This is a genomic window from Methylotuvimicrobium sp. KM2, from assembly GCF_038051925.1.
In the GTDB taxonomy this organism is placed as follows: Bacteria; Pseudomonadota; Gammaproteobacteria; order Methylococcales; family Methylomonadaceae; genus Methylotuvimicrobium.
Map to the genome: position 1 here is coordinate 3,359,894 of NZ_CP150634.1, position 15,096 is coordinate 3,374,989.

Annotated in this window: 11 protein-coding genes and 1 CRISPR repeat array; of the genes, 10 read left to right on the plus strand and 1 reads right to left on the minus strand. The window is 46.4% G+C overall.

Going from position 1 to position 15,096, the window contains the following annotated elements; translation table 11 throughout:
- Positions 1-2 precede the first annotated feature (2 nt).
- From WJM45_RS14025 to WJM45_RS14070, 10 genes are all read left to right on the plus strand, one after another.
- The gene (locus tag WJM45_RS14025) at positions 3-1,502 is read left to right on the plus strand and encodes a hypothetical protein (RefSeq protein ID WP_341325711.1); all 1,500 of its coding nucleotides are present in this window, start codon (positions 3-5) and stop codon (positions 1,500-1,502) included.
- 1 nt (position 1,503) lies between these two features.
- A complete protein-coding gene (locus tag WJM45_RS14030) occupies positions 1,504-2,898 on the plus strand; it encodes an ATP-binding protein (protein WP_341325712.1) in 1,395 nt (464 codons plus the stop codon).
- 9 nt (positions 2,899-2,907) lie between these two features.
- Positions 2,908-3,924, plus strand: a complete 1,017-nt coding sequence (locus WJM45_RS14035; protein ID WP_341325713.1) for a response regulator — start codon at positions 2,908-2,910, stop codon at positions 3,922-3,924.
- Positions 3,921-4,631 (plus strand): hypothetical protein, encoded by a 711-nt coding sequence (locus WJM45_RS14040; protein WP_341325714.1) that lies wholly within the window; start codon positions 3,921-3,923, stop codon positions 4,629-4,631. The genes WJM45_RS14035 and WJM45_RS14040 overlap by 4 nt, the downstream gene beginning before the upstream one ends.
- Before the next feature lie 317 nt (positions 4,632-4,948).
- Positions 4,949-5,679: direct repeats of the CRISPR family, unit length 36 nt; unit sequence GTTCGACCGGTTCCCTGTTTACGAAGGGATTAAGAC.
- A gap of 63 nt (positions 5,680-5,742) precedes the next feature.
- Positions 5,743-6,723, plus strand: coding sequence for a hypothetical protein (locus WJM45_RS14045; protein WP_341325715.1), 981 nt, complete (start codon positions 5,743-5,745; stop codon positions 6,721-6,723).
- Positions 6,724-6,889: 166 nt separating this feature from the next.
- Complete coding sequence (csm6, locus tag WJM45_RS14050; protein ID WP_341325716.1) at positions 6,890-8,005, plus strand: CRISPR-associated ring nuclease Csm6; 1,116 nt, start codon at positions 6,890-6,892, stop codon at positions 8,003-8,005.
- Positions 8,006-8,250: 245 nt separating this feature from the next.
- The gene (locus WJM45_RS14055; RefSeq protein WP_341325717.1) at positions 8,251-10,353 is read left to right on the plus strand and encodes a GTPase; all 2,103 of its coding nucleotides are present in this window, start codon (positions 8,251-8,253) and stop codon (positions 10,351-10,353) included.
- 17 nt (positions 10,354-10,370) lie between these two features.
- Entirely contained in the window at positions 10,371-12,113 is a 1,743-nt protein-coding gene (locus WJM45_RS14060) for a GTPase (protein WP_341325718.1), read from the plus strand.
- Between the two features lie 66 nt (positions 12,114-12,179).
- Entirely contained in the window at positions 12,180-12,380 is a 201-nt protein-coding gene (locus WJM45_RS14065) for a hypothetical protein (protein ID WP_341325719.1), read from the plus strand.
- A 579-nt stretch (positions 12,381-12,959) separates the two neighbouring features.
- Positions 12,960-13,916, plus strand: coding sequence for a TIR domain-containing protein (locus WJM45_RS14070; RefSeq protein WP_341325720.1), 957 nt, complete (start codon positions 12,960-12,962; stop codon positions 13,914-13,916).
- A 15-nt stretch (positions 13,917-13,931) separates the two neighbouring features.
- Here the strand turns inward: WJM45_RS14070 and WJM45_RS14075 are convergent, their stop codons facing one another.
- Positions 13,932-14,591 carry a transposase gene (locus tag WJM45_RS14075; RefSeq protein ID WP_341328947.1) on the minus strand — a complete coding sequence of 220 codons (660 nt, stop codon included), beginning with the start codon at positions 14,589-14,591 and terminating at the stop codon, positions 13,932-13,934.
- Positions 14,592-15,096: the final 505 nt, after the last annotated feature.

The following is a 15,096-nucleotide window of genomic DNA, read 5'->3' on the forward strand; positions in this document are numbered from 1 at the left end:
ATATGAAATTCAAAGAAGGTGATGTGCTTAACGATAACCGCCGGGAATGCCGCTGGCGGATCAAAAAGATATTGTTTGAACAGGCATACTTTAATCTATGGTGGGTGGAAGACACGGCCCCCATCATGAAAAACCGCCTATTTCACCTGTTGACGTTAAATTATGAAAAATTGCCCGATCAAGACCGTGCAATGGCTGTCGGCACATTGCGGGAATCGTTGTATAACGCAGCCCAATTGTTATGTGCGAATTACACGTTCTTACCGGAACCGATCGACATCATTAAGTTCCGTAACGATCAAGATGCGATGGAACCGTCACAGCGCGACCAGGAAGTCGCACTCATTTTTCACATCAGCCCCGGCTCAACACCCAAACTTTTCAACAATGACAATAAACAATTAAATATTTTAAAAAACCGTTTGATGATTCCTATCATCAAAACCTTAAATCAACTGCATAATCATAAAACCGTTATCCAGGCCATTCCGCTCGGCTCGGTCAACATTAACCCGGTCACAAAAACGCCATTCATGAGCGGTTTTACCACGCTGATGAAAATGGACCGGTTTGTGGGCTACAACCCCAATACGCTTATTTTGCGGCCTTCGCCGGTCTTTGCCGCCCCGGAATCTTTCGCCCCCGATGGCCGTTTGACGCCCGCGACCGATGTTTACGCGCTGGGCAAGTTTCTCTTACAGGTGATTCTGCAAACAGAATACAACCGATGGTTTACAACGGCCGACCCGTTTCCAGCCGATTTACAAAACCGGATAAACGCACTAAAACTTCCGGAACCCTGGCCTCGATTTTTGTCTCTGTGCTTACAAGTCGATCCTAAAGAGCGATTCCAAAATGCCACTGAAATGGAAATTTTTTTGAAGCCGCAAGCAGAACAAGAAAGGATTAAAAAATCGCGGCAAGAACAAGCCACCAACAGGCATGCATCGCAACAACAGAATCGAAACAAATCCAAACCCGAATCAGTTAAATCCAAAAATTATACGCAAGGCAAAACCAAGCCGGCCTATCACCAACCGCGGCGTTATCGGGAAAATCCGCAGCTGCCCAATGCTGCATTGATTATTTGGGATGAGCTTTTGACGGACAAAGATCAAAAATTAATGTTTCAAGATCTTTATCGTAAATTCTTCTATCAGTACAACTTGACGCCGCGCTTGTTTTTTCAAAAAAAGCAAAAAAATACCGATTCGGATAACCCTTTTTTCAAATTACTCCGGGATACCTTCGGTTTAAAAATTATTCTCTTTGAGCCGGCCCAAGCATTACAAAAGCTGCATCACGAACTCGATCCATATCTTAAAGAATTAAAAAACCTGATTTTGGTCGGCCATAGCGATGTCTACCCCGTGCAAACCCTGCTACAACATCCAGATATCGCTAACTGGCAAATTCAATGGCTGCGCAAAGGACAATGGAATCCGCCTAAATTGCAGTACCGACAACACGACTTAACCCAATTTATCCGCAATAAAAAATAAAATGACAGCAGACAAACGACCCTTAGCGACAAAAGATCCGCATTGGCGAACTGAAGTATTGGATTACTTTACTAAACGCAATTATCAGGAATCCTTACCCAGAGCGCTTAATTATTTGCAACAATTACCGCAGACTCAGCCGGATATTTGCCGAGAACGAGCCCCAGGAGATTTTGCGACCGTCCATTACACCATTGCGGCAAGTGCCTATGGCGTGCTAACCGACACACAGTGCTATGACGAGTCTACCTGGTCTTGTTTTTTTGAACACTTGCAAAATTATATCGACGTCATTAAGAGTAATGATAAAACAGGCCTCTATCCAAAAAATGTAGAAACCCTACTGGAAAATGCACTGGACTTATTGATTTGTTTTCGACCGGAACAATTGGCCGACCAATCGCGATGTTGGGTTAAAGGCATAATTGACGCTTGGAGCAGCGAAGAACTGGCGTTAACGGTTTTATTAAAAAAAGTTTTTGATGAAAGAATGGATTTCAAACATCGGGACGGCATGAAATATACCCAAATCCTGGCCAATTTATATTTGCAACTCAGCAAACCTTTTGGTGATAGCTACCATGCGGAGCAAGCCGCCGTCATGAACATCCTGTCCGACTTATGTTATTTCGAGGGCGGCGAAAACAGCGAGGAACAAGCCCTACAATGGATTGAGCAGTCCTTGATGCTCAATCCTAACGATGAATTCGCCAAACGGCGTAAAAAAAATATTCACAACAGCCTTGCGATTGCCGACCAAATTCGCCGCTTCAATCACGACGCTAATAATGAAATTGGCGGCCTTAAAAGCAATTTGCAAAAAATGAAATCGCTACTCAGCACCTTGCCGGGAAACGAAGCGAGTCTGCACTGTCTGCAAAAAATCAATAATGCGGTATTGCGGATAGCGGGCGTTCATCGGTTTGTGCAAAAACAAATGCCCGACTTTAAGTCGGTCGACCTGATCGGCGGCATTATCCAACCGCTACTAGCCTCTTACAACGACCGCCTGAACATCACACTCCAACCGCAAACGCCGGTTGAATGGGAAGTCGATGCCGATTATTTACGGTTGGCCTTGGATAATCTCATCAAGAATAGCCAGGAAGCCTTCGAGCGCCGGCAAATCGATCCTGCACAACGACAATTGAGTATTACGGTTCAACCCTCTCCCGACATTTTGGAAATTCAAATCCAGGACAATGCCGGCGGGATCGACCCGAAATATTACGACACCTTATTTGAGCCTTATGTCAGCAGCAAAGGCGTTCAAAAACAAACCGGCTTGGGGCTCTACAATGCCAAAACCGCAATCGAAAGCATGGAAGGCAGTTTGGAATTGGCATCCCAACAACCCGAAAACGGCACTCTTTTTATCATACGCTTACCGCAATGAGGCACCATCATGAACAATAAGCCAACCGTCCTGTTCATGGACGACGAACCCGCGAACGAAATCATCGTCAATGCACGCGAACGAATGCAAGAACATGGGTTTGAAGTCGATTTTGTCTGCACCATGAGCTCGGCTATCGAAGCTTATTATCAAAAATATTACGACGTATTCATATTGGATATCGACATGAGCCATTTGCCGGATGACCAAGAAGGCGATGGCGTCAAAGTTCTGAAGCGCTTCATCTCGTTGCACAATCAGACCAAAGTCATTATGTTTAGCGGCGCCGGCACCGTTCAGCACTGGTTTGCCGCCGCCAACGCCCATTGCTTTGCCTATATCGCCAAAGACCAGCAAGAAGGCGAAAAAGACGCCATCGACTTGCTCATCGACGCCATTCAGGCGGCTGCCGATGAAACCGGCAAACCGCCCGTAAGATCAGTGGCACAAAGTACACCGCAATGCGCTTTACTGATAGGACAAGACCCAGCATTACTGGCGCAAGCCCAAAACGTCTTGTCCGATACACTAGGAGCCTCTTGGTCAACGCAAACGACCGCCCCGGAAGCTTTAACGGAAACCTTGTCGGATGAATCGAAATTCGGGCTCATCGCCTGGATTCAGCATGAATTTTCAACCAAGGCAAAAGTCAAGGATCAACTAAAATACATGCTCGATAAAGCGCCTACGCCGCAAACGATAATCGCCTGCGATGGCAACGACAAGTACCGGCCGATTATTTTATACATGGCAAACCGGCATCCATTTCGCATGTTGGACTTACAACACCCGCAATGGCAACGAGAATTTGCCGAAGCCCTGAAAAAAGCCGCCGACTGGTATGGCAATACGGAAATAGTTAACATCGACCCCGATGCGTTGAGCCGGATTCATATCACATTACCCGAAGATATTGCTGACGTCTGGAGCGAACCGTTATCCGAAGAAGAACTGGACGATCTGTATAGCGATTATGAGGCCGATATGCACGATGACGAAGCCAATGACCCACGGAGCGAATCATGAAAATAGCCTATTTGGTCGATACCAACGTCTTGCATGATTGGCTTTTTTCGTATATTCCGCAAGTCAAACAACACGACGCTTATTTCAACCCCAAAAAAGCCGCGCGTATCAGGGATTTCATGGAAAACAATGAAAACCCGGTCTATATTCCCGACTTGGTCTGGTCGGAATTCTTAGGCGTTACCTTACACAAAGAAATGGACGTATCGGCAAGTCTAAATGAGCTAAAACTGCACTTTCGCTTACTATTGGGCGTAATTCAACAGATGGAACTGAAAATTCATGAAAATGAACATTTGACTTTGTTTACCACGCAATCCGAGAAGCTTGGCAATGCGCCGTTTACGGATGGCGCCGAGCTCGTCATGGACCCGGGATTGATCGACGAAAATTTATTCGCATGGATGAAGCGCTCGGGACAAAAAAAAGGCGGTAAAGAAAAATTGTTGGACGGCATGGACGCCGCGATTGTTTTTTATCTGGACGGCCTGGCTGCATGCCATCCTGAATACCGCATGATGCTATTTACCGGCGATTTTAGAATAGTACGCGCATTCGGCAGAATCCGTAGTCACTGGAAAAGATTCGGCTTCTCGCAAAACACGGGCGCCGTGTTTTCTTTCTCGGAGCAAGTGAGAACGCGAACAGGCAATCACCCGATAACTCTAATGCGGACAGCGCGGGTCAACAAGGTAGGATTATTTTAAGTACCGGGCATAAAATAGCTTGAACTTTCGCCCTTGCCTTTGAGGGCGAAGCGAGATTTTAAAATAGATTTGATGAAGAACAAGGCCCCTAACCCGGTAATTAACTATTTTTTCCTTACGACTATGATTGCGGCACTGGATATTAATCAGTTTTTGCGTATAATCTGACCTTAGTTTGTTTGACATAGATAGCATGACTAGCAAACTAAATGAGTCACCGGTCGAACATTTCACGGCTAACTTGAAAAGTCAAAATCGGTCTCCTGAAAACCGCTTACAAGATAATGATAATAAACTATTTTTTAGGTGGGCAAGGGGTTCGACCGGTTCCCTGTTTACGAAGGGATTAAGACTGCGTCTTGATGATCACTCTTTCAACCCCCGCAGGGTTCGACCGGTTCCCTGTTTACGAAGGGATTAAGACCGCTCAATGTTAGATGGTATGGGAATTTCTGGTCGTTCGACCGGTTCCCTGTTTACGAAGGGATTAAGACTTGATGATCACTCGCTCAATCCCAGACGGTACAGTTCGACCGGTTCCCTGTTTACGAAGGGATTAAGACTCACTGAACCATATCAATTCCCAAAATGGTCCTGGTTCGACCGGTTCCCTGTTTACGAAGGGATTAAGACGCTTTGGTATAGCACTTCTGACCCAATAAGGGGTTCGACCGGTTCCCTGTTTACGAAGGGATTAAGACCATTATCTCTTTTGTATAACTATTCATCTCTGTTCGACCGGTTCCCTGTTTACGAAGGGATTAAGACATCATAAAACTCACGACCCATCAATAACTGCTCCGTTCGACCGGTTCCCTGTTTACGAAGGGATTAAGACTGTACTTAATCCATTTAAAGTACGCCGGTAAAGAAGTTCGACCGGTTCCCTGTTTACGAAGGGATTAAGACATTATCGATTCCTCCATGATCTAAAGTCACTCTGTTCGACCGGTTCCCTGTTTACGAAGGGATTAAGACTTTGAATATACTTCCAGTATATCCGATTGCTCGCGTTCGACCGGTTCCCTGTTTACGAAGGGATTAAGACCTGATGGACGGCTTCTCCTAACGAGACTAAAATAAAGCCATTACCCCACCACTTGAGAAAGCGATGAAGTGTCGGCAATGCAACTTTGAAATGGAAAACCTGCAGGTTTGCCCTCAATGCGGGGCAACTTCAGAACAACCACCCACCCAAGCCTGGCACTGGCAAAATAATAAACCGCCTGGCCCCATAACGATTGCTGCCGGTAAAGTTTTGCAGTTTCGTTTGCCGTTAAACGGCAATACTGCCCCGCCCCGCTGTCAATGGACAGGGCTTCCGGGCAAAGCTCCCAATGATCCGGTATTTTCCGACGACTTGACCTTGGAAATCGTCATTCCGGAAGATGCGACAGGCATTCACAAAATCAACTATGCCTTGGCCGGATACGAGTCGTTGAACGGTTCTCTTCGCCTAAAGGTCATTCCCAAACAACAACTCGCCGCCAATCCGGAAACCGGTGTGTCTAAAAAACCGGATTCGGCAGAAACATCCACCCCACAGCCTTCCGAAATTCCTGAAAAAAAGCCAGATCTCGTTACGAAAAACTCAACATCGCCGACTCCCCCGGAAACTGAAGCACAGAAACCCGCGCAGACCGTGCCTTCAGATAATGTCAAGCCGGCGGAAACGTCCAAACCTGAAACGAACACTCCAAACCCCGCGCTGCCCGCCATCGATCCCCATTCCGGTCTCGTTTATGTACAGGTTTATCGCGGCAATATGCCGATTTCCCAACTGAAAACAAAACTGGATTATCATCAAAGCCTGCTTGTAGGAAAACGCTCGGAATCGAAAAACATCTTTCCGCAGATAGACCTTAAATCCCATTTTCCGGACAGCCGAAGCGCAAGTTTTTGCTCTCGCCAGCAAGCTAAAATCTATTGGAGTCAAGGCCATGTCTTTATTCGAAACCTGGGCGCCTCACCCTTGCGCGTAAACAACAATAGAGTGATCGATAAGGACGAAGATTATAACTGGCCGTTAAACGAAACCGTCGAACTGCCGGGCGGCTTGGTGCTAAGACTTACCTTTGAGGCCGCCGGGTAAGCCAAAAAAACACAAGCATTCGCCCTCCTAACGCTTCGAGTACATAATCATTTATTTAACGACTAAAATGACAGGCAAAAACACTGCTCGTAAAAGCAAGCTCTAGCACTACAAAAATTCCGGAGAAACCGGTTGATGCAGTGATATATTGATGGGCTAATTGATCATGAAAAAACCTTTTGAATTCGACAGACGGATCCTACTTGCAGTTAGCGGAATGTCTCCTCAAATTCTGACCGAAACGTTGTATGCTTTGACTGTCGCTAATGGCAGTTCGCCTTTTGTTCCGAATGAGATACATTTGATTTCGACCCGAGAAGGAAAACGTAGAGCTGTTTTGGAACTATTACATCCGAAAACGGGAATGTTTCATCTGTTTTGTCGCGACTATGGATTGGACGGTATTACGTTTAACGAAAACAATATACATGTGATAGCCGATGCTTCCGGCTCTTTGCTGGATGATATTGTTACTCCCGAGCAAAATGAAGCGGCCGCCGATTTCATAACGGATATCGTTAATCGTATGACGCGGGACGAAAACTCGGCCATTCATGTCTCCATTGCAGGCGGAAGAAAAACTATGGGATATTATTTGGGCTACGCTTTGAGCCTTTACGGACGGCAACAAGACCGAATGTCTCATGTTTTGGTTACCGAGCGCTATGAAGGTTTGCATGATTTTTTTTATCCTACGACCGAAAGTCATGTGATTTACGACCGAAATAAAGAACCCTTGGATACTCGAAACGCGCAAGTCATGCTGGCGGAAATTCCGTTTGTGCTAATGCGCGCCGGAATTCCTGAGCATTTATTGGACGGTAAAGCGGGGTTTAGTGAAAGCATCAAGTTCACTCGTCTTTTTGAGTCAGAACCCAAGCTTGAAATTAGTGTTAAAAAACTCAGTATTCACGCTAACGGCATCAATATTCCTTTCACGCTCATTAATTTCGTCTTTTATTTATGGATGATTGACCAAACAGTAAAACAAGAGAATCTAATCCATCGTCCTTTAGAACCCAATCGAGGCTATGCCGAGTCTTTTATTAGCATCTATCAATCCCTTCGCCCTGCCCTTTCCGATGACGATAAAACTTTGAAAGCCTTGACACAGGGAATGGAAGCGCAATGGCTTTCTGAACGCATCAATGCCGTTAAAAAATCGTTTGAAAAAACGTTGGGTATTCACGCGGCAAGTCGATATATCATTCAGAGCCAAGGGGTAAATAACAACAAAACATATGCGTTGCCTTTGCTGAACCGCCAGATATTTTTTCGTTAGGAAATATGCACAAAATAACTTCTACAAGTAGTCGGCTTTGCGACATAATTACCCCCTCCCTATCGTTCCCACGCTCCGGCGTGGGAACGATAATTGCCGGGGGACTCAATAGTTACCTTGAGGCTTAATATTATCGTAAATCAAGCGTCGGTTCTTTTCTCCGCGTTAGCGGCTTCATTTAACATCTGGGGTCGGTGCCACAAACCAGGAAGAGTACCGTTGTAAGGGATACAATCACAAATCATATGACTGAACAGAAACGCCCGCAGCCAGAATTTGATCTTGAATCTGCTCTAAAGCAATGCCGTAAAGCAGCCCGCGATGGATACGCCATAGCCAAAAAAAACCTTCAGGAAACGGCCAAAGCCATTCAGAATGTTTCTGATTCGCTATCCAAATGTCTGATTTCACTTGAAAATGGATCGGTGCGTACTCCTGGAATTGTTAGTCAGCTCAGAGCACAACTATCTGGTGTAGTTACAGAACTTGAGGGCTTGCAAAAAACGTCTGATTTGGAGCTGAAAGAACGCCGCAAACATCTTGATAGCTTTTCTATTACACTTTTCGGTCGCACTATGGCTGGTAAGTCAACATTGATGGAGATTCTCACGCTTGGTGACGGTAAATCCATCGGTACTGGCTCACAAAGAACAACGCGGGATGTCCGAGGCTATTTGTGGAATGGGCTTAAAGTAACAGATGTACCGGGTGTCGCTGCGTTTGAGGGTGCAGAAGATGAGGAGCTTGCATTTAAAGCTGCCGCCCAAGCCGACCTGGTTCTTTTTCTGATTACAGATGACGCCCCTCAGCCGGTTGAAGCGGAATGCTTGGCGCAAGTACGCCGCTTGGGAAAACCCGTCCTGGGAATATGCAACGTCAAGGCCGCCGTAGACGATGAAGATGACCTACTACTATTCCTAAGAGCCCCTCACCGCCCCTTTGATCGAACGCGCATAGATCAACTGCTTCAACAATTTCATCTCCTTGCCGACCAGCACATACCAGGAAAGCGGATACCTTTCGTGGTGACTCATCTCCGCTCACGTTTTCTCGCATATCAGCCTGGACTTGAAAAGCATCGAGGTAAATTACTCAAGGCAAGTCGTTTCGATGGCGTTGAATCCCGTATTGTTAACGAAGTCGTCGGTCGAGGTACTTTTTTAAGAGTGAAAAGTTTCGTCGATGGATCTGTTACCCCCATGATGGATCTCACCGACCTGCTATTAGAGTTTAGTTCTCTAAACTCCAGCAGCGGACGAGTTCTAATAGATAAAAGACGACAGTTCAGAGATTGGGCACAAGACTTTAGGTCTTCTGGTCAAGAGCGTATCAATACTATGATTTCAAAAGCTATGGATTCACTCCGTGATGAAATTCCCTCTTTCGCGGAAGACCATTATGAAGACAGGTCTGCTGGAGAAAGCTGGAAACGGCTTGTTGAATCAAACGGCGTGATCCGTAAGGTTGAAAAACTTCAAAAAGAACTTCTCGATGAATGCAAAAAAGCCCTTAGTGAAGTCGCTCGGGAATTGAAATCTGAGCTTTCGCTTGTTGCAAGCCTTTCCAGTGACCGCCACATCAAGATGGATAATATCTTCAATGTGAAGCGTGTATGGAATTGGGGAACCAATATCCTCGCTGGCGGCCTTGGAATTGCCGCTCTTGTCCTAGGTAGTGGACCGCTAGGTTGGGCGGCGGGAGTGGTTGGTGTTGTGGGATGGCTTGTCTCTTTGTTTTTCGATGATCGAGAGGAAAAAGCCCGGAGAGCAAGAGAAAAATTAAGCAGGCGGCTTGTCGATAATATCAACAAAATGGAACGCGACCTTAGAAGGAACTTAGGTGACTGGTTCCATCAAGAGCTCTTGGGGAAGCAGATATATGTTCTCTTGGACGATTTAGGGGCGGTTACATCAGGATTGTTTGAGCTTGCCGATGCTCAACGCACACTGGCTTGGACGTTAAATGACAGACAAAAAAATCTTGGCCGTACTCTTGTAAAGGAAGCATTGAGCCAACTGGATGCAGTAGGTCTGCTTGACTCGATATCGGATGTGGCCAGGGTTCCGGGTCTTGCCACAATGTTTTTGATCAAGCCCAACGTAACATTTCCTGGACAAATTCGCAGCGAACTTGAAAAGCTACTGGGTGAGCAAATCTGGTTCGTTATCGATACGAAAAACACCTTTTCGATTCTTTCACAGGCCATTGGGCGAAATTGTGAAAAAAACAAAATCAGCATCGAAGAAAAAATACGTGTTGCGCATGTCCCTCTTGATGACCTTGATGCGGTAACTAAATCGCGAGTAAGGCTTGCCCAGCAACTTACAGGCCTCCATGTAATGAGATAAACGACGAAGGAGATTGTATGGCCACCGAAAAATTCGAATTATATCAATGGACAACCATCGGCAATGATCTGCTTTTTCGCTCAAGGCAGTGTTTAACGACCGCACCCAGTGAAAAAATGCAGATGCTTGCCGGGTGGGTTCCTGCGGAAATTTTGTCGTCTGACAAGAGCGTGAATCTTGTTTTTGCAGGTCAATACAGCGCAGGAAAGTCCAGCATTATGAGTGTATTGACGGGGCGTGAGGACATTGCAATTGGCGCAGGGATTACGACCGAAAAAACACATACCTACGATTGGGGCGGAATCACTGTTGTTGACACGCCTGGCGTCCATACGCAATTAAGGCCAGATCATGATGAAATTACATACAGGGCAATTGCAGATGCCGACCTCCTTGTCTTTGTTGTGACAAATGAGCTGTTTGACTCTCACCTCGCAAAACATTTTCGCAACCTTGCCATAGAACGTGACAAAGCACATGAAATGATGCTTGTAGTCAACAAAATGAGAAGGTGCGCCAAAGGAAACAGCCAGGATGCGCAGAATGTTATTCGTGAGGATCTTCGCAAGGTCCTCGCCCCTTTCACCCCTGAAGACCTTTGCACTACATTTATCGATGCTGAGGCCGCGCTCGAGAGCAAAACAGAGGCAGATGGCGAAATAGCAAAAATTTTATTTAAGAAAAGCGGCGTCGATGGATTTACACAAGAGCTGAACAGGTTTGTCAGAGAAAAAGGATTGTCTTCTCGATACACAACCGCGCTTTATAGTCTTGAGCAGATTCTACAAGAGGCGCTTGCCAGTGAAACCACTGGTGATAAGGACATAGATGCACTCGAAGAACTTTTGTTGCAGCGTCGTCGAGCACTCTTGGATACACAGGATCGCATACCGCGAGCTGTGGAAGGAGAAATTCAAAACGCGAGTTCCCAAATCCGTCAGGAAGGTCGAAAAGTCGCTGACATGATCAATGGTTCTGCTGACCAGAAGGCTGTTGATCGGGAGCTTCAAGCCGCCCAAGATCGGGTTCAAAACCTTGCTGAGCAGCTTGAAAAATCTGTTCAAGTTGTCATTGGCAAGCACATGAAAGCATTAGATGATCGCGTTGGCGATATTGCCAACAGTGAGCTTGCTAAAGAATTACTTCCGCGCCTCGTTCATCGAATTGAGCAGGCATCTATTTCGCCTGAAGCAATGAAAAACCTCAAAAAGACATCGGATATCTCTTCCAAGCTGGGTGAATTTTTGGTCAGGAATTCCTTTACACCAAAAACGGGAACCCTCGGAGGCCTTTTCAAACTCAACCAATATTCAGGTACGGCAACACACGGTGCCGTGAAAGCTGTTGGTAAGTTTTTCGGGAAATCCTTCAAGCCATGGGAGGCGGTCAAATGGACACGTACTGTGGCAAACGTTGGGCGGGTTTTCGCGGTGGCTGGAACGGTTCTTACATTTGTATTACAAATCAAAGAAGACGCAGATGCCGCTCAGCTTGAAATTGATCTTAGAGAAAGTCGTTCAGCGGTGAGGTCCGGATTTAACGATGCCGCGCATGTAATTGAAATGCACTTTGATAAGGCAACACAATCATTTGTCTCAAGTGCCGTCTCTTCCGAGATAGAGAATGTTGATTCACAGTTGGATGAGCTCCGAAATTTGCAGCAAACCCGGAGCGACTTGTTTCAAAATCTTCTCGGCCTACTTGAAGAGACCAGAGATCTTATCAAGAATGTTCATTCAACAAAGGAAGAAGCCATTTAACAACCGGAACACATTAAGAGCCTTAAACTTTTCCACTTTATTCTCTTTATTGGAGAACTAAACATCATGCCGATCAAGCCAAAACCGTTCGTTTATGTTTGCCCGTCCTGCGGGTGGAGAAAATCTGTTTTTCCGCGTAGCGATGTTTTACTGCCTGGGGAATATTATGATTGCTGCCCGAAATGCGGAGCATCCAATTTAATTAAAGAAAAACTCAGTGGGCTCAATGAATGGGCAAGCAAAGTATTTGGCAAATTCTATTATTAACTGATCACTAAGATTGCCCCTTATAAAACACAATACTGCCGGTAAATTCACAGATCATCTATTTGAAACCGCGGCATAACATTCAGACGCCCTTAATCGGGCGAGGCAGCGGTTATCTGCACAACCTAGATCTTGATTAGTCCACAAAGCACACTTTACCTCTTAAAGATATACCCATCGTAGATCAAAATTCGGCACCGGGGTGTCCGTCAAAGGACGCCGTGAATACGTCCATGTAGGCTCTCTATGCCAGCTCCATGCTGGCAAAGCCTTTGTCGGATGCCTCCTCGGGCACTGCCGAAATTTGAAGTGCGAAAGGTATATGCGTCCAGATTTCATCCACGAAATTTTGAATAAAGTTTTGGCCGTAGATTCCAGAGGGTAATGGAATAAACGTAGGCTTGGGCGTTAACATAAGATTATCGTCTTTTGTTTCAGTAAACTTTGTTTCCCTTCGCAGCTAAACTTGGACATTGTGAATGACAGCTTTCCTACTAAGCCGACCATCCAGTTGTGGCCCAGGTTTCGTGGTAGATATATTGTTAACAGGTTAACAACTTGTAGGCTCTGAAAAAAACTATGCCCCACGTTTTCATTTGCTACCTTCGGCAGAACTCTGATAAGGTCAATCGCCTTGTGCAGGATCTTGAGTGCAACTCCGTGAGCGTCTGGCTCGATCGCAAAAAGATTCACCCAGGTACCCGTTTGAAGGACGCGATTCGTACGGCCATACAGAACGGCGCTCTCTTTCTTCCATGTTTCTCACGCGAATATGAGGCGCGAAAGCGCAGCTATATGAACGAGGAGTTGACGCTGGCAATTGACGAATTGCGTCTTCGTCCAACAGATCGGTCGTGGTTCATTCCAGTCGTTTTGGATGGAGGTACAATTCCAAACCGCGACATTGGCGGTGGTGAGACTCTCCACAATCTTCAATGGGTCGATCTTTCGCTCGACTGGACCGACGGGGTGCGCCGCATTGTTGATACATTTCGGCAGGATTTCTTTCATGCAGTTGATGCTGTCCTCGCAGGATTGGTCAAAGTTGATAACAACACTCTTGCCGTTCGAAGCGCCTATTGGGACACATGGAACCAACGGGTAGCGGGCCTTTCAGATCAGCAGCGTCTGGATATCCTAAAGAAAAATACGCGATACTACCTCGATTCTTGGTCGCTGACGGTAACACAGCTGAAACAACAACTTCATGAACTTGGATGTTACGATGGTCCGATTGACGGTGATCTTTCGGATACGCTTGTCGAAGCAATTGAACGATTCCAGAGAAACTACAACTTGCGACACGTCGATGGTGTGTTTGGCGAACTAACTTATTTGGAGATGGAACGGGTTGCTGCCGTACGCAATCGGGTCCAACCTTATTCGTTAGGCATAAAAATGAGGTTTGCGAGTACAACACGGGGTTTGACGTCCAGTGGTACGGAAACGTACGTTAGAGACTATGTTAAGGCGCAATTAACAGCCGGTGGTTTTTTATTTTCAACTCATTCGAGTGGATGCTTTGTATTTAGATAAACCTACCGTAACTTCTCAATAACTCATGGAAGCACGCGCCGCCGCATGTTGACGGATCAGTTCCGATAGCGGCGGAATCGTATTCGTTCCCTTAGTCCGGTCCAATAGATATTGCCAAAACGAAATGCCCAGTTTTCGGCAGGTCTTTTTGAGGCTCAAGAACGTGTCCCGACACTGTCGGCCCAAATCGCTTCGGGTGCCGCCACTGATTTTCTTCCGAATGACTTTTTCACGAATATCCCGTTCGCTGCCGTTGGTATGGAGCGGCGTCTGCGGATAATCGAGCACTTGCAGCAGTTCGGCTTTGTTTCGATAGAGACGCTTGAGTAGGCTATTTAACGTGGCAAAGTCCGTTTTCTGCGTAAAAATCGCGTCAAACCGGGCGTCCAATGTGCTTTTTTGCGCCGCGTCCGGCGCCATGGCATACTGTTTGAGGTCGCGGTAGAGTTCCCACAGTTGGCCGCGCACCAAGGTTTGGGCTTGGCGGTGCGGCTCGTTAAGCAGAATTAATTTGTGGATCAAGCGCTCGCTATGCACCCAGCATAAGGCATGCAGGAGTCCGGGCACATGTGTGAGTCGCAGGTACCAACGGCTCAGTCTTAAACGGTGCGACCTATCGTGACAGGAACGTTGCGATGTGTCTAATCCTACCTGTGCGAATCCGTATTTGTACAGAAATGCTTGCTCGAACTCGTCTTAGACGGGGTACGCAGTTAGGGTCACTCAGGTAACTGGTGGCGTTGAAGGAGCCAGGCAAGCATAGTCAGGGAGGTGGCAGGTTTCAGCCTCGAATCAGGTGTCAGGGTCTATGTCCGCCTGAAACACTGGGGAGTTTTTTTTTTCTTCTCTCACTGGGATTTATACGGTTATTCTCAGTGGCTATTCGGGGTGCTTGCTGTTGTCGCCCAGACATAATGGTTATTGGTACTGACCGATGAAAGTCCTACGGCGTCTCTTGATTTTAACCCCTTCAAGAGTAATGCCCGCCTATTGTTTATGGCGAAATGGCGGGTTTATGCGCTGGTGTGTGAGGTTCCCCAAACTGAGCACTTTAAGGATGGCAGCGTCTTCGGTGTAGCCACGCAATTGCGCGGTGATAGAAGACTCCGTTGTTAGAAATACGTTGTCATGGTTGTTCCATGAAGAAAGTTAGTCCGTCGGCTACGACCCCAAAATGGTC